General features: G+C 42.9%; 33 protein-coding genes and 1 riboswitch. Of the genes, 20 read left to right on the top strand and 13 right to left on the bottom strand.

Annotation, left to right across the window (positions count from 1 at the left end; genetic code table 11):
• Positions 1-75 precede the first annotated feature (75 nt).
• Positions 76-243 carry a hypothetical protein gene (locus FBF83_RS20795; protein WP_169525280.1) on the top strand — a complete coding sequence of 56 codons (168 nt, stop codon included), beginning with the start codon at positions 76-78 and terminating at the stop codon, positions 241-243.
• Positions 244-351: 108 nt separating this feature from the next.
• On the opposite strand, the gene FBF83_RS08790 is transcribed toward FBF83_RS20795, so the two are convergent.
• The 3 genes from FBF83_RS08790 to FBF83_RS08780 all read right to left on the bottom strand — a co-directional run bounded on the left by FBF83_RS08790 (position 352) and on the right by FBF83_RS08780 (position 3,783).
• On the bottom strand, positions 352-1,941 hold the full coding sequence (locus FBF83_RS08790; RefSeq protein ID WP_136946781.1) for an ABC transporter substrate-binding protein: 1,590 nt from the start codon (positions 1,939-1,941) through the stop codon (positions 352-354).
• Positions 1,942-1,961: 20 nt separating this feature from the next.
• Positions 1,962-3,170, bottom strand: a complete 1,209-nt coding sequence (locus FBF83_RS08785) for a M20 metallopeptidase family protein (RefSeq protein ID WP_136946780.1) — start codon at positions 3,168-3,170, stop codon at positions 1,962-1,964.
• A gap of 178 nt (positions 3,171-3,348) precedes the next feature.
• Complete coding sequence (locus FBF83_RS08780) at positions 3,349-3,783, bottom strand: bifunctional adenosylcobinamide kinase/adenosylcobinamide-phosphate guanylyltransferase (protein WP_136946779.1); 435 nt, start codon at positions 3,781-3,783, stop codon at positions 3,349-3,351.
• 316 nt (positions 3,784-4,099) lie between these two features.
• Between FBF83_RS08780 and FBF83_RS20790 the strand changes: the two genes are divergently transcribed.
• On the top strand, positions 4,100-4,264 hold the full coding sequence (locus FBF83_RS20790) for a hypothetical protein (RefSeq protein ID WP_169525278.1): 165 nt from the start codon (positions 4,100-4,102) through the stop codon (positions 4,262-4,264).
• Between the two features lie 133 nt (positions 4,265-4,397).
• Here FBF83_RS20790 and FBF83_RS08775 read toward each other — a convergent pair whose 3' ends face one another.
• From FBF83_RS08775 to FBF83_RS08755, 5 genes are all read right to left on the bottom strand, one after another.
• Entirely contained in the window at positions 4,398-5,447 is a 1,050-nt protein-coding gene (locus FBF83_RS08775; protein ID WP_136946778.1) for an NAD(P)H-dependent flavin oxidoreductase, read from the bottom strand.
• A 167-nt stretch (positions 5,448-5,614) separates the two neighbouring features.
• Complete coding sequence (locus FBF83_RS08770; protein WP_136946777.1) at positions 5,615-7,090, bottom strand: adenosylcobinamide amidohydrolase; 1,476 nt, start codon at positions 7,088-7,090, stop codon at positions 5,615-5,617.
• Between the two features lie 2 nt (positions 7,091-7,092).
• Positions 7,093-8,133, bottom strand: a complete 1,041-nt coding sequence (locus FBF83_RS08765; protein WP_420875127.1) for a FecCD family ABC transporter permease — start codon at positions 8,131-8,133, stop codon at positions 7,093-7,095.
• Entirely contained in the window at positions 8,117-9,103 is a 987-nt protein-coding gene (locus tag FBF83_RS08760) for an ABC transporter substrate-binding protein (RefSeq protein ID WP_136946775.1), read from the bottom strand. The genes FBF83_RS08765 and FBF83_RS08760 overlap by 17 nt, the downstream gene beginning before the upstream one ends.
• Positions 9,104-9,312: 209 nt before the next feature.
• Positions 9,313-9,496: riboswitch (cobalamin riboswitch) on the bottom strand.
• Positions 9,497-9,584: 88 nt separating this feature from the next.
• Complete coding sequence (locus tag FBF83_RS08755) at positions 9,585-9,995, bottom strand: ferritin-like domain-containing protein (RefSeq protein ID WP_136946774.1); 411 nt, start codon at positions 9,993-9,995, stop codon at positions 9,585-9,587.
• Positions 9,996-10,199: 204 nt separating this feature from the next.
• Here FBF83_RS08755 and sat point away from each other — a divergent pair, with 204 nt between their 5' ends.
• From sat to gvpU, 18 genes are all read left to right on the top strand, one after another.
• Positions 10,200-11,357 carry a sulfate adenylyltransferase gene (sat, locus tag FBF83_RS08750; RefSeq protein ID WP_136946773.1) on the top strand — a complete coding sequence of 386 codons (1,158 nt, stop codon included), beginning with the start codon at positions 10,200-10,202 and terminating at the stop codon, positions 11,355-11,357.
• Between the two features lie 23 nt (positions 11,358-11,380).
• On the top strand, positions 11,381-13,141 hold the full coding sequence (locus tag FBF83_RS08745) for an SLC13 family permease (protein WP_136946772.1): 1,761 nt from the start codon (positions 11,381-11,383) through the stop codon (positions 13,139-13,141).
• 24 nt (positions 13,142-13,165) lie between these two features.
• Entirely contained in the window at positions 13,166-13,768 is a 603-nt protein-coding gene (cysC, locus tag FBF83_RS08740) for an adenylyl-sulfate kinase (RefSeq protein ID WP_136946771.1), read from the top strand.
• Between the two features lie 131 nt (positions 13,769-13,899).
• A complete protein-coding gene (locus tag FBF83_RS08735; protein ID WP_136946770.1) occupies positions 13,900-14,616 on the top strand; it encodes a tryptophan-rich sensory protein in 717 nt (238 codons plus the stop codon).
• 560 nt (positions 14,617-15,176) lie between these two features.
• Positions 15,177-15,437: a gas vesicle protein GvpJ gene (gene gvpJ / locus FBF83_RS08730; protein WP_136946769.1), complete on the top strand. Its 261-nt coding sequence runs from the start codon at positions 15,177-15,179 to the stop codon at positions 15,435-15,437.
• Between the two features lie 37 nt (positions 15,438-15,474).
• The gene (gene gvpT / locus FBF83_RS08725) at positions 15,475-15,942 is read left to right on the top strand and encodes a GvpT/GvpP family gas vesicle accessory protein (protein WP_240688037.1); all 468 of its coding nucleotides are present in this window, start codon (positions 15,475-15,477) and stop codon (positions 15,940-15,942) included.
• Positions 15,943-15,975: 33 nt separating this feature from the next.
• Complete coding sequence (gene gvpQ, locus FBF83_RS08720; RefSeq protein WP_136946768.1) at positions 15,976-16,437, top strand: gas vesicle protein GvpQ; 462 nt, start codon at positions 15,976-15,978, stop codon at positions 16,435-16,437.
• A gap of 18 nt (positions 16,438-16,455) precedes the next feature.
• Positions 16,456-16,716 (top strand): gas vesicle protein GvpJ, encoded by a 261-nt coding sequence (gene gvpJ, locus FBF83_RS08715; RefSeq protein WP_136946767.1) that lies wholly within the window; start codon positions 16,456-16,458, stop codon positions 16,714-16,716.
• 63 nt (positions 16,717-16,779) lie between these two features.
• Positions 16,780-17,046 carry a gas vesicle protein GvpO gene (gene gvpO / locus FBF83_RS08710; RefSeq protein ID WP_136946766.1) on the top strand — a complete coding sequence of 89 codons (267 nt, stop codon included), beginning with the start codon at positions 16,780-16,782 and terminating at the stop codon, positions 17,044-17,046.
• Between the two features lie 21 nt (positions 17,047-17,067).
• Positions 17,068-17,985, top strand: a complete 918-nt coding sequence (gene gvpN / locus FBF83_RS08705) for a gas vesicle protein GvpN (protein WP_136946765.1) — start codon at positions 17,068-17,070, stop codon at positions 17,983-17,985.
• A 13-nt stretch (positions 17,986-17,998) separates the two neighbouring features.
• Complete coding sequence (locus FBF83_RS08700; protein ID WP_136946764.1) at positions 17,999-18,766, top strand: GvpL/GvpF family gas vesicle protein; 768 nt, start codon at positions 17,999-18,001, stop codon at positions 18,764-18,766.
• Positions 18,766-19,020, top strand: a complete 255-nt coding sequence (locus FBF83_RS08695; RefSeq protein ID WP_136946763.1) for a gas vesicle protein GvpG — start codon at positions 18,766-18,768, stop codon at positions 19,018-19,020. The genes FBF83_RS08700 and FBF83_RS08695 overlap by 1 nt, the downstream gene beginning before the upstream one ends.
• Before the next feature lie 10 nt (positions 19,021-19,030).
• Positions 19,031-19,840: a GvpL/GvpF family gas vesicle protein gene (locus FBF83_RS08690; protein WP_136946762.1), complete on the top strand. Its 810-nt coding sequence runs from the start codon at positions 19,031-19,033 to the stop codon at positions 19,838-19,840.
• Between the two features lie 17 nt (positions 19,841-19,857).
• Positions 19,858-20,133, top strand: a complete 276-nt coding sequence (locus tag FBF83_RS08685; protein WP_136946761.1) for a gas vesicle protein — start codon at positions 19,858-19,860, stop codon at positions 20,131-20,133.
• Positions 20,099-20,383 (top strand): gas vesicle protein K, encoded by a 285-nt coding sequence (locus FBF83_RS08680; RefSeq protein WP_136946760.1) that lies wholly within the window; start codon positions 20,099-20,101, stop codon positions 20,381-20,383. The genes FBF83_RS08685 and FBF83_RS08680 overlap by 35 nt, the downstream gene beginning before the upstream one ends.
• A gap of 27 nt (positions 20,384-20,410) precedes the next feature.
• Positions 20,411-20,737: a gas vesicle protein gene (locus FBF83_RS08675; RefSeq protein WP_136946759.1), complete on the top strand. Its 327-nt coding sequence runs from the start codon at positions 20,411-20,413 to the stop codon at positions 20,735-20,737.
• An 18-nt stretch (positions 20,738-20,755) separates the two neighbouring features.
• The gene (gvpT, locus tag FBF83_RS08670; protein ID WP_136946758.1) at positions 20,756-21,703 is read left to right on the top strand and encodes a YtxH domain-containing protein; all 948 of its coding nucleotides are present in this window, start codon (positions 20,756-20,758) and stop codon (positions 21,701-21,703) included.
• Positions 21,704-21,731: 28 nt separating this feature from the next.
• Positions 21,732-22,124: a gas vesicle accessory protein GvpU gene (gene gvpU / locus FBF83_RS08665; protein WP_136946757.1), complete on the top strand. Its 393-nt coding sequence runs from the start codon at positions 21,732-21,734 to the stop codon at positions 22,122-22,124.
• Between the two features lie 219 nt (positions 22,125-22,343).
• Here the strand turns inward: gvpU and amyS are convergent, their stop codons facing one another.
• The 5 genes from amyS to FBF83_RS08640 all read right to left on the bottom strand — a co-directional run bounded on the left by amyS (position 22,344) and on the right by FBF83_RS08640 (position 26,589).
• Entirely contained in the window at positions 22,344-23,906 is a 1,563-nt protein-coding gene (gene amyS / locus FBF83_RS08660) for an alpha-amylase (protein WP_338109122.1), read from the bottom strand.
• A 165-nt stretch (positions 23,907-24,071) separates the two neighbouring features.
• Positions 24,072-24,395, bottom strand: a complete 324-nt coding sequence (locus FBF83_RS08655) for a nucleoside triphosphate pyrophosphohydrolase (protein ID WP_136946756.1) — start codon at positions 24,393-24,395, stop codon at positions 24,072-24,074.
• Complete coding sequence (locus tag FBF83_RS08650) at positions 24,379-24,780, bottom strand: nucleoside 2-deoxyribosyltransferase (protein WP_136946755.1); 402 nt, start codon at positions 24,778-24,780, stop codon at positions 24,379-24,381. The genes FBF83_RS08655 and FBF83_RS08650 overlap by 17 nt, the downstream gene beginning before the upstream one ends.
• A gap of 55 nt (positions 24,781-24,835) precedes the next feature.
• Positions 24,836-26,113 (bottom strand): DUF2254 domain-containing protein, encoded by a 1,278-nt coding sequence (locus FBF83_RS08645; protein WP_169525276.1) that lies wholly within the window; start codon positions 26,111-26,113, stop codon positions 24,836-24,838.
• 182 nt (positions 26,114-26,295) lie between these two features.
• Positions 26,296-26,589 carry a hypothetical protein gene (locus FBF83_RS08640; protein WP_136946753.1) on the bottom strand — a complete coding sequence of 98 codons (294 nt, stop codon included), beginning with the start codon at positions 26,587-26,589 and terminating at the stop codon, positions 26,296-26,298.
• Positions 26,590-26,659: the final 70 nt, after the last annotated feature.

Genomic DNA, 26,659 nt, shown 5'->3' with positions numbered 1-26,659 from the left:
AAATTGTTTACACTAGGAAGAGACAAAAACAGCACTAGATAACCGAAAATCCTAGTAAAGGAAGGAGGTTTGTTGATGGGCGTACAGCTTCGTAAAGGATTGACCGATCGTAGAACCTACCTCATTCGCAAGCTATTAGACTCACCTGATAACCGTAAAGACCTCACTCAACTTCATTTGTTAACTTTAACTGAGCTTGAACGTAAGTATGCAAGGGATAAGGATCGCAAATTAGTGAACTAGATGATAGATAAAGAAAGATAGCACCGGAATGTCCGCCTGAGGCGGACATTCCGGTGCTTTTGTCTTTGAAGGGGGTCAGACCCCTGTCTGACCCCCTTCCTTACTACTTTAGTTAAACTCAACTTTCAATAATTCTACACTTGAATTGGGGTGCGGGTTAAACCCTTCGATGTTGTTCTTTCCAGCAACGACTGGGGTGGAGTGAACGAGTGGAATCCACGGAGCATCTTCGTGAATGACCTCTAGAGCTTGTTTGTAGAGCTCATTTCTTTTTTCCTGATCCACTGTTGATTGTGCTTCTACTAGAAGCTTGTGCAATTCATTGCTCTCGTATCGAGAGGAGTTGCTGCTTCCTATCATTTCTTTATCAAGGAGCGTATAGAGGACATTATCAGCGTCACCATTTTGTGCAGTCCATCCTAATAAGAAAGAATCCGCTTCTCCCCCAATAACTTTCTCAACGTACGCTGCCCATTCATAGGTTTTGATGGTCGCATTAACGCCTATTTCCTTAAAGCTTGATTGAATCGCTTCCGCTACTTTTTGGCCATCAGGCATATAGGGACGTGATACGGGCATCGCCCATAACTCCATATCAAACCCGTCCGTATAACCCGCTTCCTCCAGTAAGCTTTTTGCCTTTTCCAGATCGTATTCATATGGAACGATCTCGTCGTTATATCCTTGAATCGAAGGAGGAATCGGATTTTTCGCTGGTTCTGCCTGTCCTTCGTAAAAGGCTTCGATGATAGCGTCTTTATCGACCGCATGATTTAGTGCCTGTCTTACTTTCTTGTTTTCAAGGGGACCTCTTGTCACATTCAGTCCGAGGTAACCAATATTCATTGATGGACGAGTAAACGTTTTGAGTTCAGTACTCTCTTCAATTTGTGGCACATCACTCGGCATCACGCCATCCATCATATCGATCTCACCCGTTTTAAGAGCATTCAAGCGAGCCGCGTTATCAGGAATAGATTTAAAGATGACACGCTCTAATTTCGGATATTCCTGTACCCAATAATCTTCATTTTTTTCTAGAACGATCTTGTCGTTTCGTTTCCATTCTTTGAAGATGAATGGTCCCGTTCCTACAGGATTTTGTCCATAATTTTCACCTTTTTCAACTAACGCCTTCGGACTCGCAATGGAGAATGGCGTCATCGATAAATTTTTCAGAAATGGCGCTTGAGGTCTGTTTAACGTCACTTGTACTGTATATTCGTCTGTTGCTTTCACTTCTTTAATCACATGGCCTTCGTCGCCTTTAAAACCTCCAAACATTGACCGATAGAAAGCGAATGGCTCGGCCTGGTTTTCTTTAGGATTCATCCATCTCTCGAAATTAAAAACGACCGCTTTCGCATTAAAAGCTGTGCCATCATGAAAGGTAACATCCTCTTGTAGATGAAACGTATACTGAAGGCCATCATCAGAAACGTCCCAATCAGAAGCAAGATCTGGATGAACCTCTGTATCCATATCACCAAATTGAACGAGCGTATCATAAATGTTGTCGGCAACTTTAAACGATTCACCGTCTGTTACAACAGCGGGATCTAGTGAAACAGAATCTCCACCTCTACCGTAAATTAACGTTGTTTGCTTACCGTCTGAGCTAGTACCAGCATTAGAGGAACACCCAATAAGGCTTAACCCAACGACGAGGGACAATAAGAGTAAATTGAATCGCTTCAAGAAAACACCTCCATGAATTTTTAATCATTAGTTGAATGACTTGTTTTAGTAGAATTTAATAAGGCACCTTCAGGAAAAACAAGGGATAGAAACATCTTTCCAATGCCAAGTATAGCTCGTTCATCGACATCAAATTTTGGATGATGATGAGGATATATCGCATTGATATCAGGGTTTCGACCTCCAACAAAAAAGAACGTACCTGGAATTTCATTCAGATAAAACGCGAAATCCTCTGCACCCATAATCGGATCCTTATCGGAAACATTTTCTTCGCCAAAAAGTGTTTTCGCTAACATAGAAGCTCTAGTTGTCTGGTCTCTATGATTGTAAAGAGCCATGTGCCCACGGTTATACGCAACTTCCGCTGTTGCACCATACGTTCGACACGTCATCTCACTTATCTGCTGCACCAACTGTTCTGCACTGTCACGTACCCCTTTATCGAAGGTCCTTACGGTTCCCTTAATATGAGCCTGGTCTGGAATAACGTTGTGCGCATCCCCACTATGAATAGCACCGATGGTTACGACAACAGATTTCAATGGATCCGTTATACGACTAGCAATTTGCTGTAAACCAAGGATGACATGACTTGCTACAACAATCGGGTCAACCGTTTGGTGTGGCATCGCGCCATGACCACCTCTTCCTGCGATCGTGATATCAAAAGTATCAGCGGCTGCCATCGTGTAGCCTTCATGAAACGAATAATGACCAATAGGATGATCTGCCCAAACATGAGCACCGTAGATTTCATCTACTTCATCCAAGCAACCATCTCGAATCATCGCTTCCGCTCCACCAGGGGCGACTTCCTCGGCAAACTGATGAATCAAAACAACATCTCCCTCGAGTTCATCCTTCACCTGGGTCAATACATTCGCAACGCCAAGTAGTGCTGCGGTATGTAGATCATGTCCACACGCATGCATCACTCCAGGAACTTTGGACTTATACGAGACGTCTTTTTGATCCTGTATCGGGAGGGCATCAAAATCAGCTCGGAGCGCAGTTGTTTTCCCAGGCTTCCCTCCTCGAATCGTACCAACAACTCCATTTCCACCAACACCAGTTCTCACTTCAATACCGAGCTTCTCTAGGTAACGTGCGATTTTCTCGGGCGTCTCTACTTCTTGTAGCGATACCTCAGGATACATATGCAAATCTCTTCTCAACTCCACAAGGTCAGGATAAAGCATTTCAAGCTTCTGGAATAATTCAGTCATTGTATGGCTCCTCCCTGAATGAAATGTAGTCGATAATAATGGTACGCTATTTATAAATAAATTCCAAATATTCAAATAAATATAAGAAAAACCTCATCAGTGTCCTCAATTTGAGGATTTTGATGAGGTTTTGTCTTTGAGGGGGGTCAGGCCCGAGCCTGACCCCTTCACTCACATTCTATTTCAACTGCTGATTCAATCCATACCAAATGACATCAACTCGATCTGCCGCATCTGTCAGATCTTGATAAGCCCAACCTGTTAGTTCACGCCAGTCCCGTTCTTCTCTTTCAAATGGGACAATCCCCTGAGTAATATCGGTTCCGATGATCACAACGGTTCGATCCTTCTGCTCACTTTCCCACGACTGCCAGATTCCTAACAACGAACGCCAGATTGCTCTGCATTCCTCGAGACTTGCATCTGCTGTTAGTCCTTTTATCCATTCCTCCATTCCTTCAAGAACGACTACGTTTCCATAGAACCGACTCACATCAATCGGGATCTTCGGCTTATCGCTTGGCGTTTTCCAGTAGTGATCGTCTGTTAATCCATAGAACGTTCTTACCCATTTCGCTTTACCGTTATAGGCACCACCTGTAACGAAGTGCATTGTATGCCCCTCCTTCGTACATTCAGTTCTATTCTAGTTCAATCCTTAAACCGTTCGGAATGACCTGCTACCAGTACGACCGCTTCTTAGGTAGATCCTCAAAAGAAATTGCGAAGAACGTGTGAAAATGAATATTGCCTATCAAGTTCAAGGTCGGCGTACGTTTTTCCTTCTTATTTACGATGGTCAGCTACTTTTGGGGGTCAGAGAGGGGTCTGACCCCTTGTTACCATCTTCACAAATTCTTAACACACAACAAGGTAAAAAGGATGTATCCTAGAATCGAACGTGATCATAACGGAAGGAGGTTGTGTTCATGGGCATACAGCTCCGTAAAGGCATGACCGATCGACGAACCTACCTAATTCGTAAGCTACTCAATTCACCAGACAATCGGAAAGATTTAACGAAGCTTCATCAGCTCACATTAACTGAGCTTGAGAAGATGTATTCGACTGAAAATCGTAAACAAGTACAGTAAGGAAATAATAAATAGAGAAGGACTCAAAATCCGCCTGAGACGGATTTTGAGTCCTTTTTGTCTTTTTGGGGGGTCAGGCTCGAGCCTGACCCCCATCCCCTTGACCCCCATCCCCACACCACTATTCCATTCATCAGTTCAACTTTGCATTAATCTCTAACACTAACTCCTCAAAAAGCTCCTTAACAGTCGTCTCTTTGTTCATTCGAGTTCCTTGTCCTGCCCAGAGCGACATGAAATGTGCGTTCCCTTGTTTAGCTGCTTCTTTTCTAATTGATTTTGTTAAGCTATTTTGAATAGGATAAGGTGCAATAAAGGCATTCTCATTCATGAGTCGAATAAACTCATTCTCAATTCCTCTAGCTTCTTTTCCGGAGAAGGATTTTGTTAGAACGGTATTCTCTTCTGTTGCATCCATAATCGCTTTTTTATGAAGATCATGTGCCCCGCTCTCTCTTGTTGTTAGGAAAACTGTACCCATCTGTACGCCTTCTGCTCCTAACATTGTGGCCGCAGCAAAACCTCTTCCATCCATAATGCCACCGGAAGCGATTACTGGAATCTTCACATGGTCATCGACTTGAGGGGCAAGGGCCATCGTACCAATTATGCCGCCTCCTAAAAACGATCCCCGATGACCTCCAGCTTCACTTCCCTGAGCCACTATCGCATCCATGCCAGCTCTCTCCACAGCTATCGCTTCTTCAACCGTGGTTGCTGTGCCAATAACGGTGATCTTGTTTTCTTTTAGACGATTAATAATCGATTGATCTGGGATACCAAACGTAAAGGAACAAACTGGGACATTTTCTTCGATGATCATTTCAATGTGTCGTTCAATCTCTAATGAAGTTTTAACTTCTGGTAGTTCGTTCGATAGATTTAACTTTTTACGAAAGGTTTCTAATGTTTGGAAACTTTTATGTAGTTCTACTTCTGAGATGTTCTCTTCTTTTACAACAAACAAGTTCACTCCGAACGGAAGATTTGTTCGTTGTTTAACGTCTTGGATCGTTGTTTTTAATTGATCAGCGCTTAAATAGCCAGCCCCAATCATGCCAAGACCACCTGCATTACTGACTTCTGAAACTAATTCCGGAGTTGTTGGTCCTCCCGCCATCGGTGCTTGAATGATAGGATACTCGATTTGAAGAATGCGTGTTAATTCTGTTTTATTCCACATACCATTCCTCCTATTACTCTTATTAATGAATATATAACTAGCATAGTTGTGTTAATCGATGTTGTAAATTGCTGTTAATTAATTATTGCCAAGATAAGTAGTGAAATAAAAAGCATGGACGTGTCCGCCTGAGGTGGACATTTCCATGCTTTTGTTCTTTTGTGGGGTCAGGCACGTGCCTGACCCCTCCTTTTATGCTTGCTAAGTGCTTCGGTCGTGCATGTGTAAACACCTTCACTCACAAGCTTTCCAAGCGTCGTGATTGTGCCGCCGTATGGCTGGTGTGCTCCTCTTTGCGTTGCTGCAATGAGGATGCTGTCTGTTGGTGTTCCTGTTGCGATTGTTCCTGTTAAAGCGTCTTTGATTTCCTGGTCCTGCATAACCTTAGCCTTCGCTTCAGTTGCGGTCATAATGCTTTGAATAAACGCTTCATCTGTCAGGGTGCCGCTAACAAAAATCCATGTGTTGATTGTGCCAGGTAAAGGGTTGTAGTCGTGCACCCTACTTCGTGAAGCGTCAACCGCATTACCTCCTCCAGCCGTCACGACGATAAAAACGGAAACTTCTTCGTGATTGATGAGTCGGTAGGAAACGTCCTCAAGCTGAACGGCTGTCATCATACCGACGGTTTCCGTTGGATCAATGTTGTGATCCTGCAGAAACGCTCTCATTTCCTCACGGTGATTAGTACAGTTGTAGCTTTTATCAACATGGCGATTGACGAATGAGCTATACCAGCCTGTTCCAGATCCGACCACGCCTGATGACATCGTACGGAGTGGAAATGGTGCTGTGAGTGTAAGCGTTTCGTCCGTCCGCTCGAGGTACCGTTCATCTATAACAAGGTCGTTTAGATCATCAGCGTGCTTTTCAGGTAAAAGAAGCATTTGCGGCTTAGGAACAGTTGGATGCGGATGCTTCTCGATATTCGTCCGATAAACGGATTGAATGCGCTCTTCGTTCAGCACTTCATTTGGGTTGTTGTGCAGATTGATTTTTCCATCCTCAAGAAGAAGAAGGCGATCGCAATAAAGCCCAGCAAGGTTCAAATCATGAAAAATCGAGATAACCGTGAGCCCTTGTTCACGTGTCCATTTTTTCAGTAAATCAAGCAATTCTTTCTGATAAGAGAGGTCAAGATGGTTCGTCGGTTCATCAAGCAACAGGATCTCAGGCTCCTGTGCGAGTGCCTGAGCAAGGAAAACGCGCTGGCGCTCACCACCGGAGAGCTCATTCACGTATTGATCTTGAAACGCAGCGATTCCGGTTTGCTCCATCGTCTGCTGCACAACCGCTTCATCGTGCTCACTCCACATTTGGAACCAACCGGTCTGGTGCGCATAGCGACCGAGGGAGACGGTTTCTTTGACGGTATACGGAAAAGCCTGTTCAGCATGCTGCGGTAGAACGGCTAGCACTTTGGCTAGCTGTTTCGCCGAGTAGCTAGCGATCGGCTTTTCTTTTAGCAGAATCTCCCCTGATTGCGCCTTTAAAATACCACTAACCATTTTAAAAATGGTCGTCTTCCCGCTTCCATTTGGCCCCACAATTCCGAGAAGCTCGCCTTTTTTCACTTCAAAAGAAAGGTCGTGGAGGACGTCGTGACCGGGGTATCCTCCTGTTACGTGATTCACGCTTAGCATACTTATCCTCTTCTTTCCTTACGTCTTCGAATTAAAATGATCGCGAACACCGGCGCCCCGATGAGGGACGTGATCACCCCAATCGGGAGCTCTGTTGGTGAGATGATCGTTCTTGAAATGAGGTCTGCTACGATGAGAAATGCGGACCCGAGTAGAATCGAGAGCGGCAATAAATGTTTATGATCCGGTCCCCATAACAGTCGCGTTAAGTGCGGAATGACGAGCCCAACGAAACCGATCGTTCCCGAAACCGCTACGGCAGCTCCTGTTAAAATCGAGCCTCCGATAAGGATCCATAGTTTTCGTCGTGCGACGTTCACACCGATATGCTGAGCACGCTCTTCACCAAACGACATCGCGTTCAGTTCCTTGCTGCTGAAAAGTAAGATCGCAGATCCAATAACGAAAAATGGGAGAATGATTGCGATGTACTCCCAACCTCGCATTGATACGCTTCCGAGTAGCCAACCGATAATTTGGCGCAACTCCTCTCCAGTCAGTGCGATCATGAGTGAAAGCAGTGATCCAAGGAATGAGCTGAACACGATACCAGTTAGAATGATCGTTTCAACGCGCATCGATCGTTCGATTTGTCGTGCAAAGAACAGCACGAGAAAAATGGTGATGATCGAAGCGGAGATGCTCATGACAGGTAAAGTGAAAATACCGATGAACGGTAGCGTTAGATTGAAAAATAGGACGAGCACCGCTCCGACTGAAGCACCTGATGACACGCCGAGCACATACGGTTCCGCCAATGGATTACGAAGGAGACCTTGAAAGGCGGCCCCAGCTATCGCAAGGGACGCGCCAACAAGACCTGCTAGGATCACGCGCGGCAGGCGGATGTCCATTACAATCGTTGTGTACATTGGGTCGACAGTTCCCATAGATGGAAGTTGTAAGACCTCTGTTCCTATTAATTGAAGGATTGAGATTACTGGGACAGACACCGTTCCAACCGAGATGCCTAGCAGCATCGCTCCGATTAGCAATGCTGTTGCGATCACATAAGCGATGAATCGATTATTCCGTAAAAACATCCGGATAAACCGCTTTTGCAAGTTCCTCTACTCCTTCAACGAGACGAGGGCCTGAGCGTGTGACAAGGTCAGAGTGAACGTCAACAACCTGCTCGTCTGTTATAGCCGTGACATCCTGCCAGCCGTCTCGGCTCAATACTTGTTCAACTGGTTTTTCAGAATAATAACCGTACGTTGTGATGATGACGTCAGGATTTGCTTCGATAATGGCTTCTTGATCGATTTGATTCCAGCCTTCTTGATCGTGCGTCACATTCTTTGCGTTAATAAGCGTTAGCATGTCATCCATGAACGTATTTTTACCTGGTGAGTATATTTCCGGTGCTGGAGATACTTCGACAAAGACGTTTTTCTGCTGATCTTCGCTGATTGTTTCTGCTTTTGCTTTGATATCCTCAAGGCGCTTCTTCATATCTGCGATCGTTGTTTCGGCTGCTTCCGTTTCACCGGTTGCCTTTCCGATCATCTCCATCGACTTGTACACTTCCTCAAAACTAGTGTCATCGTTCACGACAAGAACAGTGATACCAGCATCGCGAAGCTGCTGCAGTCCAGCTTCTGCTGTACTTGCACTAGAAGCATGAGCAAGTACAAGGTCAGGTTTCAGAGAGATAATTTTCTCAATGTTAAATTCCATTCCCCCGATTTTCTCAATGTCAGCTGTTTCTTCTGGATAATTATCGAAATCCGTTACGCCAACGACTTCTTCACCTGCACCTAGGGCAAAAAGAATTTCGGTGTTACTTGGAATGAGAGTGACGATTTTCTCAGGATCGTTCTCAATTGTTACGTCTTTGTCCAGAGCGTCTGTAATTGTAACTGGGAATGCGCTATTCTCTGATTTCTCAGCTTGATCTGTATTTGTGTTTCCTTCGTTCGTATTGTTTTCCTGCGCTTCATTTGTTCCACATCCAGCCATGATTCCTGTAACTAAGAAAAGTAAGACAAGTAAAGAATAGAGCTTTTTCATGTGTGTTTCTCCTCCTGTTTTTAGAAAAACTCAACTTGGTGCCAGATGGCAAAGCCTTCGTTTTTCTTATGCTTTACTCCTACGAAAGAGATTTTTCAATAAAAATAAAAAATCCCCACGCACGAGCATGGAGATGGCCGAATGGAAGTATAGGTTGTTGATCGGTACAACACCTGAATCCGTTCGCACATCCCTATCCTCGTAGGTTGTTCGTGCTAGTGACTCAAGGCAGGTCTCCTGGCTCATGGTTATCGCGCGCTGCTCCTTCCCATTCGCTGACGAACAGTGGTTATTGCAGCTTACGACCATTTACAGTGGCGGGACCGCGCTGGATTTACACCAGCTTCCCTTTTAAGTCTTCCTATTGAAGACACCTGAATCGGTTGATATGTAATTGCAGTTTTTATTATACCTTAAGGGGGTTGTGGTGGGAAGGGGGTGACGGGGTCAGACAGGGGTCTGACCCCACACAACCTTTTTACTATCTTCTCTTCGTTAATAAATATAAAAACCACACACTATGATTTTGCTCATCTGCAGCTGCTCGCTTGAACGTTTCTTTAATGAAGGGATCCTGTGCTTGGTCTGCAATATCCAGGTAAAAATCGACTGTCTCTTGTTCGTCGTTAAAGGCGAAATCAATACCCTCTCTATACTCATTCGGACACTCCTCTGTCACCTGAGGTGAAGGTTGTTGACCGGTTAGTTGCGTGTAAATATTTTTGAAAGCTTGCAGGTGCATTTTCTCATCTTTCCTAATTTCCTTAATGCGATTTCGCTCGGTATCATTTGGGGCAAGCTGTGCTAGCTTCTTATAACACTGAATCGCACTGTATTCTCCATTGATCGCGGTGGCAATATCATCTACAAGCGTGCGGTAATATGGATGCATGATTTCTCTCCCTCTGAACACGTGATAGCACAGTGTATGATGAATGCCTATGTCTTGGTGAATGAAGAGGGTGGGGGTCAGAGAGGGGTCTGACCCCGTTCGTTATAGTGGACTCCCCATTTTCTCCTATCGCCCGCTCTTCTCTCCTCCTTCCCTCATATGCTAATAGCAACAATTGCATCATGAAGAAAGGAGAATTACTCAGTGATTGAACCACATGGAGGAAAACTCATTAACCGCATAGCGGATGATACTGAAAGAAAATCCCTGTTAGAAAAAGCAGCCTGGTATCCGTCTATCACATTAAACTCCTGGACCTTATCTGACTTATACCTAATTGCAACGGGTGCATTCAGTCCGTTAACGGGGTTTATGAAACAAGCGGATTACGTCAACGTTCTAAAAGAAATGAGGCTCGAAAATGGGACAATCTGGAGCCTGCCTGTTACGGTTTCTGTTTCTAAAAACATTATAGAAACGCTATCTCCTGGTGAAACCGTCTCCTTAAAGGGTGAAGATGGGAAGATTTATGGATTACTAAACGTTGAAGAAATGTATGAATATAGCAAGAAAGCAGAAGCCTTTTTTGTTTATGGGACAGCTGATCCCGATCATCCTGGCGTTCAAAAAACGTTGGAAAAGGAAGATTTTAATATTGCAGGTCCAATTACGCTCCTTAAGCATCCTGAAAAGCTGCGTGAGAATTTCCAAACGCCCGCTGAGTTAAGAGAGAAATTTCAACAGCTCGGTTGGAAATCGATTGTTGCGTTCCAAACAAGAAATCCGATTCATCGTGCGCATGAGTACCTTCAGAAAACGGCTTTAGAAACGGTGGACGGACTCTTAATCCATCCGCTCGTTGGTGACACGAAGAAAGATGACATTCCGGCTCCAATTCGTATGAAGAGCTATGACGTTCTTTTGAAAAATTATTACCCTAAGGACCGCGTGATGCTGTCCGTCTTTCCAGCTGCGATGCGATATGCTGGTCCACGCGAAGCAGTTTTTCATAGCCTTGTTCGTAAAAATTTTGGCTGCACGCATTTTATTGTCGGAAGAGATCATGCCGGTGTTGGCGATTACTACGGCACGTATGATGCTCAGAAAATTTTCGAGCAGTTTTCAAAAGAGGAGCTTGGCATTGAAATACTTGCGTTCGAGCATGCCTTTTATTGCATCAACTGTGCCAGTATGGCGACTGCGAAAACTTGCCCGCACGAAACGAATTTTCATATCCATTTAAGTGGCACAAAGGTTCGCGAGATGCTGAAAAATGGACAAATACCCCCTAAAGAATTCTCGAGACCTGAGGTTATTGAGGTCTTAATGAATGAGATGAATCGTAAAGATGAAGAAAAATAGCAGGCGATGGAGAAGAAGCTACAATGATTGAGTTCTATTTTGTATCGATTACAATGATTTTGATGTTAGTTGGATTGCTTTTTGAAATGGAGCGTCCAGAAGTGATTCTCGCTTCAACGCTAATGATTTTCATGGTGACAGGCATCGTGACGCCGACAGAGGCGATGTCAGGATTTTCAAATGAAGGCATGCTGACGATTGCGCTACTATTTATCGTGGCTGGCACCATTCAAAAAAGCGGTCTTGTCGATCGGGCTCTTCAACAGTTACTAAAAGGAGCCTCTTCCAATCATCATATTATGGCGAAACTGCTCCCTCCAATATCGCTCCTTTCTGCCTTTGTGAACAATACTCCGATTGTGATGGCAGCTACGCCAATGGTGAAAAAATGGTGTGAGGACAAAGGGATTTCTCCGTCCAAATTCCTGATTCCACTCTCTTACGCCACTATTCTCGGTGGTACGATTACGCTTATCGGTACATCAACGAACCTTGTTGTTCACGGACTTTTATTAGAATACGGACATAAAGGATTCTCCTTCTTCCAGCTTAGTGCGGTCGGGATTCCGATTACGCTGCTTGGGCTTGGCTACTTGATTTTCTTTAGCTCGGCGTTATTGCCAGATCGTAATGTTAGCTCAATCATTGAATCAGAGGCATTAAGAGAATTTACGGGAGAGGTTCTCGTTACACGTGATTTTCCTTATCTAAATCGAACGGTGAAGGAAGCGAAACTTCGAAGTTTAAAAGGCGTCTATCTCGTTAGTATTTTACGTGAGGGAGAAACGATTGCACCCGTCTCAAGCGCAACCATCTTGCATAAAGATGACCTTCTCCTTTTTACTGGAGACATTTCGACGATAACTGAGCTTCAACGAATGAAAGGACTAGAACTCCAAAGCAGTTCAGGTTCTCACTTTCCAGAAGATCACCGACTTGTCGAAGCCGTTGTAACGCATCATTCGTCGCTTCTATTTAAAAAAATAAAAGAAACAGATTTCAGAAGTCAGCATCAAGCCGCAGTTATCGCTGTTCACCGACAGCACGATCGATTGAAAGCAAAAATCGGAGATATCGTTCTAAAGCCAGGTGACGTTCTCCTGATGATTGCGGGAGACGAATTTAGTAAGAAGAAACGTTCTGCTGATTTTTATTCGATTACGCTACTTGAAGAGCAGTTGATTACACCTATGCAAATGAAGAAAGGCTGGTTATCGATTGCGCTGCTTGCGATCATGATTGGGCTCGTCACGTTCGGTGTCCTAACCATGTTTACGGCGATGGCAATCACAACGTTGCTGCTATTTCTATTCAAATTTGTTTCGCCTGGTGAGGTTAAGAGTCTTATTCAATGGCATGTTCTTTTGATGATTGCATGCTCATTCGGAATAGGTTTGGCGCTAACGAATTCAGGCGTAGCCACGTCGATTGCCCAGTTTCTAATGGCATTATCTAGCCCGCTCGGCCTTTTCGCTGTGCTACTGAGCGTATACATTTTAACGAACATTTTTACAGAAATCATGACAAATAGTGCAGCTGCGGTTCTCATGTTTCCGATTGTAGTGCAAGTCGCTAAAACGATGCAAATTGACCTATTACCGCTCGCAATTATCGTGGCAATCGCCGCATCATCAAGCTTTATGACGCCGATTGGATATCAAACAAACCTGATAGTGTATGGCGCTGGTGGGTATCGATTCAAGGATTTTATTAAAGTTGGATTTCCACTAACATTGATCGTTATGGTCGTAACCGTTGTAATCGTTCGCTTCTTCTGGTTCTAAGGATTGAGATGTAGGAGGTGTTAACTGTTGGAGGATAATAACTTAACGTGGCATGAAGGAAAAGTGATGAAGAGTGACCGCGAAGCATTAAAGAAGCACAAAGGGGCTGTGCTCTGGTTCACAGGATTATCTGGATCGGGTAAATCAACCATTTCGGTCGAGCTTGAAAAAGTATTGTACGGTTTAGGTGTTCACACGTATCGACTGGACGGGGATAACGTAAGGCATGGATTGAACAGCGACCTCGGTTTTGCCGATAAAGACCGCATTGAAAACATCAGGAGAATTGGAGAAGTGTCACGCTTATTTGTGGATGCAGGAATGGTAACTTTGACCGCGTTTATCTCCCCGTTCCAGCACGATCGGGATATGGTGAGAGCCCTTTTCCCTGCTGGAGAATTTGTAGAAATTTACGTCAAAGCAAGCCTTGAAGCATGTGAAAAGCGTGATCCTAAAGGGCTTTACGAGAAAGTCCGTAAAGGCGAAATCAGTCAATTCACAGGCGTCGACTCTCCGTATGAAGCGCCTGCAACTCCTGAGCTTGTTGTGGATACAGAGAAGCAAACGGTTGAGGAAGCAGTGGAGACGATTGTTAGTTATTTGAAGGCGAATGGGTATTTGGGGTAGGTCTTTGGGAGGGAGTATTTAGAAGGGGGTCAGACCCCTGTCTGACCCCCTCTTCTTTATTCTTTCTTAATAGGATGCAAACAATAAGGGTAACTTATCTGTAAGTAGACCTATTTAAGGAGGAACTCATCTTGATGATGAAGCTTGTGAATATAGGCGCATTCGTCTATTTACTTATCTCATCCCTCGTATTCGCTGGTGATATGGGCGGAAGCGATGATGTCATCTTCGCACCTGCTGGATTTACATTCTCCATCTGGTTTTTAATCTATCTGTTGATTTTGATATCCCTCGTTAGGCAATTTACTGCGGATGAACGAGATCAGGAACTGTATAAGAAAATCTCATTTTTATTTTCACTAAGCATGTTGCTTTCAGGTACTTCAGTGCTCGTTGGTACAACTGCTTCATTACTTTTAATCGCGGGTTCGTTAATTACGCTTTCCGTGCTATACGCGTTAATCACTAGAAATCCTGATCGCTCTTCTTTCTTCATTATTCCCTTCTCTTTCTATCTCGCCTGGACTTCAATTGCGACGATTGTTGATACATTTATCGTTGCAAATGCAAACGGGGTTGATTTGATATTTGGAATGAATGAACTTGGCTGGACGATTATTATGCTCATCATCGGCGGCGGTCTCGCCGTATACTTTAGTCTTTATAACGATGATTTAATTTATCCTCTCGTCTTCCTTTGGGGATACTTCGGAATCTTTGTGAAAGATGATAAACCAGTGCAGGTTACGTATACGCTGAGCATCGTGATGATCGGTATTGGCGTGTTTATCATTTGGAAGGTGTATCGGGAGATTCGTGGGAGAAGGATGCGGGCGGAAACGGTTTAATGATTTTAAAGCGGTGGGGGTCAGGTGCGAGCCTGACCCCCTCTCACTGCTGAAACCCATCAAATCATTGCTACATAAAGCTTTAAAGAGCATAAACAACATATGAGAATGAGAAGAAGTGTCCGCCTGAGGTGGACACTTTTTGCGTTTTGTCTTTTAGTGGGGTCAGGCTCGCGCCTGACCCCACTCTCTCTCTCCCACTCTCCCCCCTCTTTTTTCGCCTTCCACCCCCACCATAGAGGCTTATTTACTACATCCAATCAAGTTATTTATTTACTAAAATAAACTCCTTTCATCTGTAAAGAATTCGTAATATTTGACATTTTATAGCCACCTATTTTGCTTCAAGCTATATCCCATAAGGAAAGTTTTATTACAAAAGTGATCATCTAAGTTTAAAAGATGGATTAATAATGCTTCTTTCTTCCAATTTCACTTTTGAGGAAGTTTCAGGCTTTTCAGAACGAGGTATACTCCGTTTAATTCACAGCCCAAGCAACTGAGAAAAAACGGGCCAAAAGGCTTAGGACACACATTCAGTAACAGATTGGAGTGAGATGATGAGTATTCAAAAAAGTTCGGATAGCTCAAGTTTGGCGGAAGTCATTGATCGAATTTTAGATAAAGGGATTGTAATTGACGCCTTTGCCCGAGTTTCTCTCGTTGGGATCGAGATTCTAACCATTGAAGCTCGCGTGGTCATTGCAAGTGTGGATACGTGGTTACGTTATGCAGAAGCTGTTGGACTTCTACGTGATGAGGTTGAGGAAAATGGTTTATCGAAACAGGAAAATGAACGATCACCACAATTCAGCATTTAAAGATAGTCATACATTTTAACAGAGATGAGGGTAGATCATGGCTGAAAACGAAGATAAAAACACAAGCAGCAAGATCCTTTCGCAACCTGCGGAAGGCGACTCACAAACACAGGGAAATAGCGGCGAACGTCCTTCTGTCAATTACGCCATTCTAGGTGGAGTGGTTGGTGCAGGTATTGGCTTATTATCGAGTCCCGGTGCTAGCAAGAAGGTTGTTGAAAGCATCGGTAAGTCAGAAGCCGTTCGAAACGCTGGGCAGGAGATCAGGAAAACAGCTCAAGAATTCATTACTGAGCAGGCTCTTCTTACAATAAGGCAAACGGCTACAGGTTATATGAGCAAGTATGAAGGTCGTTTATCACCAAGGAAGACAAGCGAGGAAACGCAACAACCTTCCTCCCATTCAAACGAAGAAATCGAAGAAATTAAGGAAGAAAATAAGCATTTAAACGAGCGACTCGATCGGATTGAGAACATGTTGTCGAGCCTTGTGGATTCAAAGTAATCTGCATTCAGCTTTCCTTAAAGGAGGCTTTGGATGAGTAATCCTGGTAAGAAAATCGCCAAAAAGGTCATGGAGCATGCACCAGAACCTGTGAAAGATAAGGTAAAGGAAAAAGTGAAAGAGAAAGTCGTCGATGATTTTCAAGACAATGTCCAAGTAGGTATTCAATCAAAAGTAACGGAAGCTGCCGAGAAATTAGAGACAACGAAAGATGAGAATGCCGATAAAGTTCACTCGAAAGCGGAAGACGCAAAAGAAAAAGTCCAGGACGTCTTGTTGTCCGTTCGTGAAAAACTAGGCAATGCGAAAGAAGCCGGCGAAGAGTTCCAAGAAAAGGTGTCTTCATCCACTAAGAGTAGAAAGAAGATTAAAGGTGTCGGAAGCATCAAAAGTGCGACCAATATCAAGAGTTCCATGAACATTAAGAGCTCTACCGAAATTAAAAGTTCAGAAAATATCAAATCATCTAAAGATATTAAGAGCATGACTTCTTAAATCGAAAGGAGAATGAACATGGCTATTCAAAAGAGTTCAGATAGTTCCAGTCTTGCAGAGGTTATTGACCGAATTCTTGATAAGGGGATCGTCATTGACGCGTTTGCGCGGGTCTCTGTTGTCGGAATTGAAATTCTAACTATTGAGGCTAGGGTCGTTATTGCAAGTGTTGATACTTGGTTACGTTATGCCGAGGCAGTTGGATTGCTTCGTGATGAAGTTCAGGAAGAAGGACTTGCGAACCAAACGAATGAACGAAATGCTCAGTTTAGTATTTAAGCACAAAACTAGTTAGCGGGGTGGCTCTAGGGCCATCTCCCCTACTTTAAGATGGAGGTTCCTATGGAAATTAAAGAAATTATGAATAATGTAGCTGATTTTTTCAATCATCATATCGCTCCTCTCCACAAGATTACCTCAGTTGAAGTGAATGAAAATGAAGGCTGGCGGGTCATTGCAGAGGTTATTGAGGAGAAGGAATATATGAAGAAGTATGCAAAAGATGAAATGCTCGGGACGTATGAAGTTCTTTTAAATAAGGAGAAAGAAGTAACGTCCTTCTCAAGAAAAGATATTCGATACAGAAGTGCGATTGGACAGGAAATGTAGGAAGCGCGGGAGGTTAGTGTTGTGACGGTTTTAACGAACAGAAGTAAGAACAATCGAGAGCTCATACAGGACGATGAAACGAAAGAACTGCTCTCTCGTTCTCTTCAATACCTGAAATCAGGTTATCCTGTCCATTTTATTGGTCCTTCTGGAGCCGGGAAAACCTCTCTCGCACTTGCGTTAGCGAAGAAACGAAAGCGTCCCGTTATGCTGATGCATGGGAATCATGAATTAAATAACAAGGATTTAATTGGTGATTTCACGGGCTATACGAGCAAGAAAGTGGTCGATCAATATGTGCGATCCGTTTACAAAAAAGATGAAAGTGTTACTGAAACGTGGCGAGATGGACGGTTGTTAGAAGCTGTCAAAAACGGCTATACGCTTGTTTATGATGAATTCACACGTTCGAAGCCTACTACGAATAATCTTTTCCTTTCGATTTTGGAAGAAGGTGTTCTTCCGCTCTACGGCTCTAAATTGACGGAGCCTTTTATCAAGGTTCATCCAGCTTTTTCAATCATCTTCACAAGCAATCCTGCCGAATATGCTGGCGTATACCAAACGCAGGATGCGTTATTAGATCGCTTGATTACAATCCACGTGGATTACAAAGACAGTGAGCGAGAAATGCTAATCGTTTCTGAGAAAGCAAACCTTGTGATGAGTGAAGCGCGAGCCATTACAAATCTGGTCTCAAATATGCGTGAGCATTGTCCAAATGGCAACGGTCCTAGTTTGCGCGCCTCCCTCATGATTGCAACACTCGCTATTGAATCAGATATTCCCATAGACGGCAGAAATCCAGAATTTCAGCGTCTATGTCTCGATATAATCGCACATACCGTCAGTCAATGCATTGACGAAGAGAATCCAATTAGCAAAGCAGAAGAATTAATCATAGATGCATGTGAAAACATGGAAGTTATTGAGGAATAAAGGAGTGCTACGCATGAGTCAAAACGAAGAAATGGGCATTTATATCTTTTGTGCCATCCAAACAAATGAAGAAGATCATTTTGGAACAATCGATCTTGAAGATGAGGAAAGAGAACTTTTCACGATTCGATACAAAGATGCAGCGATGGTGGCAGCCGAAGTTCCGATGAAAATCTATCACCCTAATAAAAAGAACCTATTAACGCACCAGGAAGCCGTCTCGTTTGTTATGGGTCATAAAGATACCGTCATTCCGATCAGTTTCGGAAATACGTTCAAATCTCGTGATGATGTAAAAGTTCTTCTCGAGAATCTCTATCCGCAATTCGAGAAGCTTTTCCCTAATATTAAAGGCAAAATTGAAGTTGGGCTTAAGGTCATTGGAAAGAAAGAATGGCTTGAGACGATGGTGAATGAAAATCCAGAAGTCGAGAAAATGGCCGCGTCGGTAAAAGGAAAATCGCAAGCGGCAGGCTATTATGAACGAATTCAACTCGGTGGCATGGCACAGAAATTTTTCGCTTCCCTTCAAAAGGATATTAAAGAAGAAATTTTCGCTCCACTGGAGGAAACATCTGAGGCAGCAAAAACCAATGATCCTCTCGGTGAAAAAATGTTATTAAATGCAGCCTTTCTCATTGACCGCGAAAATGAAGAGAAGTTCGATGAGTTAGTGAATGAGGCTCATGATAAATGGAAAGACAAAGTTGATTTCAGCTACACCGGCCCATGGCCAGCTTATAACTTTGTGAACATTCATTTAAAGGTCGAGGAAGGCTAATGATTCACAAACTGGTTACCGCGCCTTTTGATTTAGTCATAAAAGTCGGTGAGAAAATCAAAGAAGAAGCAGATAAAGAATTGTTCGACCTTCCCACAATTCAACAAAAATTAATTCAGCTTCAAATGATGTATGAGCTTGGCGAAATCCCTGAAGAAGCGTACACAGAAAAAGAAGAAGAATTGCTGATCCGTTATGAAATCGCGAAACAGCGCGAGCTAGAACAATGGGAAGAATTAACGAAAAAGGATTGAAGGTGAACACATGAGTAATCTCCTCTATTTATACGGTTTGGTTCCTAGTCATGAGGCTACTACTACTCCCCTTCCTTCTATCAAGGGGTTCGATGGTGAGGGCATCATTTATCCATTATCAATAAATGAAGTCACAGCCTTTGTTTGCGAACTAGAAGCTGATCAGTATTCAGAAGAAACGATTAGCAACAAAATCAACAACGATATGGAATGGCTTCAGGAAAAAGCATTTCATCATCACGAAACGGTCCAGCAGCTAGCACAACAGTATACGATCGTGCCGTTAAAGTTCTGCACGTTATATAAAAACCCGGATAGCTTGATGCAGACAGTTGAGAGCAATAATGAAAAGCTTAGTGAAACGTTTAAGTTGTTAGAGGGCAATGAAGAATGGAATCTCAAAATCTACTGCAATGATGAAGAGCTTAAGAAGCAAGTGAGTGAAAGCAATACTTCGATTGAAGCAAAGAGGCAGGAAATTAGTCAACTATCGCCCGGGAGACAATTTTTTGAGAAAAAGAAAATAGATGAGCTCATCAATCAAGAGTTAGAAAATGAGAAAAACCTCTTTTGTGAAGAGATCCATGAAAAGTTACAAAAGATTTCTCTGTTTGGAAGCATTAAGAAAAATTGGAGCAAGGACGTTACGGGACGAAAAGAAAAAATGGCATGGAACAGCGTTTTCCTCCTCCCTTCCGCCAATGTTGAAGAGTTTATTGAAGAAATAAAGCTCGATGAAGAAACTTACGGGGTAAACGGATGGGATTTTGAAGTATCAGGTCCATGGCCACCCTACCATTTTTCTAGTTTTACTTCATAAAGCGAGGATTGAGGTCCATGACAGTTAGAGAGTCAATCGAAAACAAAGATATCGCCCTTATCGATATATTGGATGTCATTCTTGATAAAGGTGTAGCGATTAAAGCAGATTTAATTATCTCCATCGCAGACGTTGATCTCGTCTATTTGGATTTACGTGTTTTGATTTCGTCTGTCGAAACCCTTGTCCAACATAAGCAAGGTACTCGAAATACGATCCATTCCAATCAATTTGATAAAGAAAGGGAGGCATTAATCGATGCAACAGGCCAACCAGACAAGTGGTCGAATTAATTTCGACCCTGACAAGGCAGAACAAGGATTAGCACAGCTTGTCTTAACGGTGGTAGAACTTTTAAGACAAATTGTCGAGCGACACGCGATGAGACGCGTTGAAGGTGGCACGTTAACAGACGATCAGGTTGAGAACCTGGGTGTCGCTTTAATGAATTTAGAAGAAAAAATGGAAGAATTAAAAGATGTATTTGGACTGGATGCCGAGGATTTAAATATTGATCTTGGACCACTCGGAAGCTTACTTTAATTCGGCCGAGCCAGAGGAGGCGTTTAGATGGCTGTTGAACATCAGGGTCAATCAAATACTATTGTTGATGTTTTAGAAAAAGTTCTAGATAAAGGCGTCGTCATCGCTGGTGATATTACAGTTGGCATAGCGGACGTTGAACTTCTCACCATCAAAATCCGCCTGATTGTCGCTTCCGTCGACAAAGCGAAAGAAATCGGGATGGACTGGTGGGAAAATGACCCTTACCTTAGCTCGAAAGCTGCAGATAACAAAACAGCAGCGCTTGAACAAGAAAACAAGAAATTACAGGAACGACTGAATTCACTTGAGAAAAGTTTAGAGAACAACTGCCTTAATATGGCAGAAAAATAATAATTGGAGGGATTTAAAATGACAGAGCAAAACACGACGACTGTAGAGAATCAATCAGAGGGAAAGAGATCGACGAACGAAAACAATGGTCAGAACAAATCTAGTTTTAACAGGCCGTTAACGAGGACCGTTACAGGAAGTATTCTTGGGGCCACAGTTGGTTACCTTGCAACTCCTGAGAACGGGAAAAAGCTTTTCTCCAAAATCGATCAGGAGAAGCTTAAAAACAAAGGAAAAGATTTTGGAAATGCAACGAAGGAACGATCAAGAAAAGCAGCTGATTCAATCAAAACGTCAACGACGAACCTTTTTAAAAGGGACAAGCAGCAGTATTCTGAAGAAGAGAATGAAGTGGAAGCTGAGACAGCTGCAAGCTCGGAGACTAGTGTTCTAGATTCAGTTGACGATCAACAGCAAGACTACGATTCTCTTAAACAGGAGAATGAAGACTTACAAAACCGTCTTAAGCAAATTGAAGATAAACTTGATCGCCTGACGCGAGCAATTGAAGCGGATGAAGAGGATGAGGATGATCAACCTGCTTCCAAGCGAGGTAAAAAACAGACGAAAAAATCGACGAGAAATGTAAGTGAAGAAAACGACGAGGAAGACGATGAGAACGAACAGGCTCCTTCTTCAAAGAAGAAACAGCAAAGTTCGAAATCAACAGACCCAAAGAATGAAGAGAATCAGGAAGATGCTGATTCTGAGGAAGACGATGAAGAAGACGATGAAGAAAACGAGCAAGACAGTGAATTGAAAGATTACCAGGATAGCGATGATAATGATGAGAACGAAGATGACGATGAAGAAGGCGAGCAAAAGAATACAAACAAGAAAAAGCGTCGTTCAACGCGCAAAAATGCTTCTAAGAAAAACAGCAATTCAGATGATGAAACAGAAAACTCTGATGACGAAAAAGAAAAAGTAACAACACTATCCAGCAACGATGATACATCTTCTTAAGTAGATTGTTAGAAAGGAGAAGTAGAAAATGAGCTTTGAATCAAACAACAATAAAGACAATATACTCGAATTCTTCACACAAGCATCTAATAAACACGACTTTTCCCTTGATATCACATTAAATATCAACGGGGCGATTGTTACAGGAACAACCGTCTCTGCAAAGGAATACTTTGATACGCTAAGCGACTCCATTGGAGATGGAAACGACGTTGCAGAAAAGCTAAGTGAAGAATTTGCAAATGCAGGCCAAGCACTGGAAGACAACAATGGAGCCGAGACGAACTATATCCATTTAAAAAACACAAAGGTTTACTTAGGTGATAGTAAGCCCACTCCTTCAAAGGGAAAAATTCTTTGGAGAGGTAAGATCAGTGAGGTGGATGGGTTCTTTCTTGGGAAGATATCTGATGCGAAATAGGGGGAGTAAGGGGGAGTAAGGGGGAGTAAGGGGGTCAGGTGCGAGCCTGACCCCCTTACTTCATTTATAGCGTCAAACCGTTGGTGCGTAAGGCTTTAATCAGTATGAAGGCTCCTTATTAAGTGAAAAAAGTGTCCGCCAGAGGCGGACACTTTTGGTAGTTTTGTCTTTTAGTGGGGTCAGGCCCGAGCCTGACCCCTCTCACTTAACTGCACTTCCTCAATCCACATAAACCGAAACAGATCCACCATTCACAAAGAATTCTCCCCATCCGTCATTATTGATCGTAACTGAGTTGGATTTGTTTCCTGTGATGTCGTTCCATGTTTCACCAGCGTTTTGCACGCCAACGTACATCCACTTCGAGCCACCCGGTCCGTCTGTCATGAGTGTGGCAAGACCCGAGTTTGCATGTGATGCGTCACCTTCTCTCGTCCAGCCAATGATGTCCTGGTGGTTTAAGTAATCGTGCTGTGTGCCGTAGGCGAAGGATTTTCTAGCTTGAAGCAATGGATCGAGCTTCGCCTGCTGTGCAGGGATTTCATAAGACGAGCTCCCTTTTGTACCATAGTAATCGCCGTAGAATACGCTCGGGTAGCCCTGCCCTCTTGTTAAGATAAACGCATAGGCAAGCGGTTTGAACCATGATTGCACTGTTGACTCTAGTGCTTGTCCTGGCTGCGAATCGTGGTTATCAACAATCGTTACTGCTTTACTTGGGTTCGAAGCCATCACTGTGCCATTTAGCAGGTTTCTCATGTCATACGACCCACCACTCGTTGATGCCTGGTGAAAATTGTAGTGAAGCGGTACGTCGAACACAGACTGTGTATAATTCGTTTTTTGGAGGTAATCGTTAATCGCGCCAAGGTCATTTTTCCAGTATTCAGCTACTGTGAACATTTCTTTTCCAGTATCCTGACGAACCGAAGTAATCCAATCGCTAAGATAAGAATGCTTGATGTGCTTTACGGCATCGAGTCTAAAGCCATCCAGGTTGAGCTCATTCGCATACCATGTGCCCCACTTTTTCATTTCACTTGCTACTTCTGGATGCTCGAAGTCGAGGTCCGCATACATGAGGTAATCGTAGTTTCCGTTTTCAGATGATACCGTCCAATCCCACGCTTTTCCTGTTCCTTTGAACTGATAGATGCGCTTCAGATCGCGCGATTCATCCCAGTCTGTTCCGTCAAAATGATACCATTTCCAGTCAAAGCTCGAGTATGTATCTCCTCTTCCGGGAAAATTGAAGCCTGTCCACGCCTCGATTTGGTACTCCCCTGAGACAACTTGATTACGATTGCTACTGCTCACTTCAACCGCTGTGACGTTTTCAGTGTAATCCGCTCCACCTTTGTGGTTCATGACAACATCACCGTATACTTGGATGTTTTTCTGGTGAAGGGACGTTATTGCATTTTGGAGCTGACTCTTCGTCCCATATTTCGTCCGGACTGTGCCTTTTTGATTGAACTGCCCTAAATCATACAAATCATAAGCGCCATACCCGACGTCGTTTTGCTGAGTTCCCTTATAAGCTGGTGGAATCCAGACTGACGTTACCCCAATATCTTTTAGATGCTGTGCGTCACTGTTCAGGCGATTCCAGTGTGCACCGTCATTCGGCAAATACCACTCAAAATATTGCATCATCGTGCCATTGGTCGAAGCAGCCTCAGCACTCATTCCCGGAACAAACATAGGTAGTAACATGACAGTTGCAACGATTAACGATAAAAGTCTTCTTCCCTTTTTCAAAAAAGCCCTCCCCTGTTTCACCTTATGAAAGCGTTTGCATTTATAAGTCTACGTGTGCAATTTGTGCATCTCAATCGACTTTTATCACAGATAGGGGGATGACTTTTGTCTCAAAACGAATAGAAAAATGCATTGTCAGTTGCAAAGACTTAGTTCCAAAGTCCTTGTTTACTATTTTTCAAAAAACTAGTCTTCAACAGAGAGAAGATAAATTTTACCGTTAAATGACCCTCGCTCGTCTGCCTTTCTTTTCCTAACATTCTCTACTTCTTCTATGGAAGTTCCATGACTCTTAGTTAGCATGTGAATGACCTCAAGTACATCTGCAAGCTCGGTTATAGCTTCTTCATCCGACTCAGATTCGAGAAATTCATTTGTTTCTTCTAGCAATTTCTTTCTCAGTGCTGATCTGTACTCATCGTCTGTTAGAATCCTTGTTTCATAGGTTTTCCCTGTGTTCGAAATGATCTCAGGTATCCGATCACGTACGAGCTTATTGTAAACGGACATGGCTTTTGTCCTTTTTGTTTATAAGAGCGAGAAGATCCGAAAGGCTACCGGAACAGCGGGTAACACCACTTGTGTAGTAGAAGGTGGTCGACTCTGTTGGCTCAGGAAATTCCTTAGAATAAAGATAAACCGGAATAGAAAGACCGAGTGCAATCCCCATTTCGATATGAGTCCCCTTTCCACCTGGGAGAATAACCACCAAAAAGTCAGCGTTTCTTACAGCTTTCAGTTCATCTTCTCCAATAATCTCAAGCTCCTCTTCTGTTGATGCTCTTACGTTCTTTGTCCAATCATAGGTTTGAGTAAATCCCTCTTGCTTTAATTGCTCGCTGAACTGTTGCACTTTGGCTTTGTTTTGAAAGCCAGAAGCGACGTAGAATTTCATATGTATTGCTCCTTTCTTAATGGAGGGGTCAGACAGGGGTCTGACCCCCAGTGCTTTAAATCGCTACCAACTTAGCGCGCTTCGCATCGACATGTTTACGATCCAAAACGTCTAGAGCTTCTTGATCAAATCGATTCATAATGTATTCGCTAATCTTTTGAACTTCCTTCTTCACTGCGTCGTTACTATGTTCAGAAATATAGATCAGTGTATCGAATATAGCAAGAAGAATCGAGATATCTTCTCGTCCATAGAAGCTGATCTGATAGAAAGTAGAATACAATAATTCCTCTACATTTTTTTGCGTACCAATGACACGAGGTTTGTCCTCTTCATAATACGTAACGAAGTCTCCCCCAAGTTGAAATGCTTCCACTAAAGGCACTCTTAAATAATCAATACAGCTAATCGCCGTATTTGGATCATTTATGCCAGGGGAAATCGCTCTTAATGCAATTTCAACCATCTTTTGAATCCCGAAATCAATGTCTTGAACGCTGGATCGCTCATCTCCAACTGTAATGAATTGGTTGATATTCACATTAACTTCTTCAGTTTTATGATAAATGGAAAGAATTTTACTTTCTGGTGTAACAAAGCTACCAATCGGTTCACTCACTTCAATCATATAGTCATTGTTGATGGCAAAAGTTAAAAGCCCCTCATAATCAATCAATTTAATATATCCATAATTTGTTGCGGTGAATTCTTCAACAGATGCATAGCTTGGAGAAAATTGAGGCTTCACTTCTAAAACTCTATTTCGATCATCATCAAGTGCAGCTTTTGCCTCTCGAACCATATTTAGAGATTCATCTGTTAATTCTTTTATTAAGTTACTTACTTGAATGGAACTTGCTACTCTATGCAAAAAGAAAGCGAAAAAGGCGAGACATACAAATGCAGTGATTACGCCTACTGTAGCTGAAATCACTTCATGATCGATCAATTCTTTTCTCATAAATAATAGGGATAGAATGGAATAAACAAAGCCTCCCATGAAGATTCCTAGTACCCTCATCGTAGTCGGGTTTGTCGTAAAGTTCTTGAGTGTTCTTGGTGAAAATTGTGAGGAATAAGTTGTTAATACAACCATGATCGTAGAGAACGTAATCGTTGTCATCGTCAGTAGCGCTGCCGAAAGAGACGCAAGCGTCGTCTGGGCGAGATCAACAGTCGTTGTTAAAAAAGAAGGGATAAAGGGCTGAACCTGCTCATAGTAAACCGTATCAATTAGTATGACAGCTATAGCTAGTAGAAAAGATAGAACAGAATAAGTTCCAGGAATAAACCAGATACTCTCCTTAATGTGTAATAAGATCTTCTTTATCAACGCACATCTCCCCTTACTCGTTTGGCATCCTCTATACGAAATGCCTATGGTTTTAGTATAAAGTAGTTAATAGATTTGTGCTTAACTTCGTTAGGCAAATTGTCCTCAAATTGCGGACTTTATAGCTTTTTTGTCTTTATAGGGGGTAAGGCTCGCGCCTGACCCCCTATAAGCTTGACCCCCTATAAGCTGCCTATAAGCTGCTTATGTAAATCCTTCATCAACCTTCGCTCTTTCCGTTCTTCATACATCACTGATTTCTTCATCTTCTTCACCCGCATTTTCCCTATTACGTGTCGGACAGAATCATTCTTCTTCATTAACTCTTTGTACTCAGGGTTTTTCGTAAGATCTTGAAACCAGCTAAATGCCATAAGTGCCACTATGTTTGCTTCAATTCGCTCTTCATCTGGTCCTTCACCAAACGCAAAAAACATCTCACCAAAAAAAGCGAAGATTTCTACAAGCAGTTCCAACTTAGTCTCACCCTCCTAAACTATTAACTTTCGTATGCTCTTAACTCAAATACGATTAAAAGTGAGCTTT

The organism is Guptibacillus hwajinpoensis (genome assembly GCF_005144865.1).
In the GTDB taxonomy this organism is placed as follows: Bacteria; Bacillota; Bacilli; order Bacillales; family Guptibacillaceae; genus Guptibacillus; species Guptibacillus hwajinpoensis_A.
Note: the sequence above shows the minus strand (reverse complement) of the source record. Positions and strands in the feature narration are given on the sequence as shown.

What these genes read in the sequence shown, in the direction of transcription:
- FBF83_RS20795 (WP_169525280.1), top strand. Translation starts at nt 76, where the DNA reads ATGGGCGTACAGCTTCGTAAAGGATTGACCGATCGTAGAACCTACCTC.
- FBF83_RS08785 (WP_136946780.1), bottom strand. Translation starts at nt 3,170, where the DNA reads ATGACTGAATTATTCCAGAAGCTTGAAATGCTTTATCCTGACCTTGTG.
- FBF83_RS08780 (WP_136946779.1), bottom strand. Translation starts at nt 3,783, where the DNA reads ATGCACTTCGTTACAGGTGGTGCCTATAACGGTAAAGCGAAATGGGTA.
- FBF83_RS20790 (WP_169525278.1), top strand. Translation starts at nt 4,100, where the DNA reads ATGGGCATACAGCTCCGTAAAGGCATGACCGATCGACGAACCTACCTA.
- FBF83_RS08775 (WP_136946778.1), bottom strand. Translation starts at nt 5,447, where the DNA reads ATGTGGAATAAAACAGAATTAACACGCATTCTTCAAATCGAGTATCCT.
- FBF83_RS08770 (WP_136946777.1), bottom strand. Translation starts at nt 7,090, where the DNA reads ATGCTAAGCGTGAATCACGTAACAGGAGGATACCCCGGTCACGACGTC.
- FBF83_RS08765 (WP_420875127.1), bottom strand. Translation starts at nt 8,133, where the DNA reads ATGTTTTTACGGAATAATCGATTCATCGCTTATGTGATCGCAACAGCA.
- FBF83_RS08760 (WP_136946775.1), bottom strand. Translation starts at nt 9,103, where the DNA reads ATGAAAAAGCTCTATTCTTTACTTGTCTTACTTTTCTTAGTTACAGGA.
- FBF83_RS08755 (WP_136946774.1), bottom strand. Translation starts at nt 9,995, where the DNA reads ATGCATCCATATTACCGCACGCTTGTAGATGATATTGCCACCGCGATC.
- FBF83_RS08745 (WP_136946772.1), top strand. Translation starts at nt 11,381, where the DNA reads ATGATTGAGTTCTATTTTGTATCGATTACAATGATTTTGATGTTAGTT.
- gvpJ (WP_136946769.1), top strand. Translation starts at nt 15,177, where the DNA reads ATGAGTATTCAAAAAAGTTCGGATAGCTCAAGTTTGGCGGAAGTCATT.
- gvpT (WP_240688037.1), top strand. Translation starts at nt 15,475, where the DNA reads ATGGCTGAAAACGAAGATAAAAACACAAGCAGCAAGATCCTTTCGCAA.
- gvpQ (WP_136946768.1), top strand. Translation starts at nt 15,976, where the DNA reads ATGAGTAATCCTGGTAAGAAAATCGCCAAAAAGGTCATGGAGCATGCA.
- gvpJ (WP_136946767.1), top strand. Translation starts at nt 16,456, where the DNA reads ATGGCTATTCAAAAGAGTTCAGATAGTTCCAGTCTTGCAGAGGTTATT.
- gvpO (WP_136946766.1), top strand. Translation starts at nt 16,780, where the DNA reads ATGGAAATTAAAGAAATTATGAATAATGTAGCTGATTTTTTCAATCAT.
- FBF83_RS08700 (WP_136946764.1), top strand. Translation starts at nt 17,999, where the DNA reads ATGAGTCAAAACGAAGAAATGGGCATTTATATCTTTTGTGCCATCCAA.
- FBF83_RS08695 (WP_136946763.1), top strand. Translation starts at nt 18,766, where the DNA reads ATGATTCACAAACTGGTTACCGCGCCTTTTGATTTAGTCATAAAAGTC.
- FBF83_RS08690 (WP_136946762.1), top strand. Translation starts at nt 19,031, where the DNA reads ATGAGTAATCTCCTCTATTTATACGGTTTGGTTCCTAGTCATGAGGCT.
- FBF83_RS08685 (WP_136946761.1), top strand. Translation starts at nt 19,858, where the DNA reads ATGACAGTTAGAGAGTCAATCGAAAACAAAGATATCGCCCTTATCGAT.
- FBF83_RS08680 (WP_136946760.1), top strand. Translation starts at nt 20,099, where the DNA reads ATGCAACAGGCCAACCAGACAAGTGGTCGAATTAATTTCGACCCTGAC.
- FBF83_RS08675 (WP_136946759.1), top strand. Translation starts at nt 20,411, where the DNA reads ATGGCTGTTGAACATCAGGGTCAATCAAATACTATTGTTGATGTTTTA.
- gvpT (WP_136946758.1), top strand. Translation starts at nt 20,756, where the DNA reads ATGACAGAGCAAAACACGACGACTGTAGAGAATCAATCAGAGGGAAAG.
- gvpU (WP_136946757.1), top strand. Translation starts at nt 21,732, where the DNA reads ATGAGCTTTGAATCAAACAACAATAAAGACAATATACTCGAATTCTTC.
- FBF83_RS08655 (WP_136946756.1), bottom strand. Translation starts at nt 24,395, where the DNA reads ATGTCCGTTTACAATAAGCTCGTACGTGATCGGATACCTGAGATCATT.
- FBF83_RS08650 (WP_136946755.1), bottom strand. Translation starts at nt 24,780, where the DNA reads ATGAAATTCTACGTCGCTTCTGGCTTTCAAAACAAAGCCAAAGTGCAA.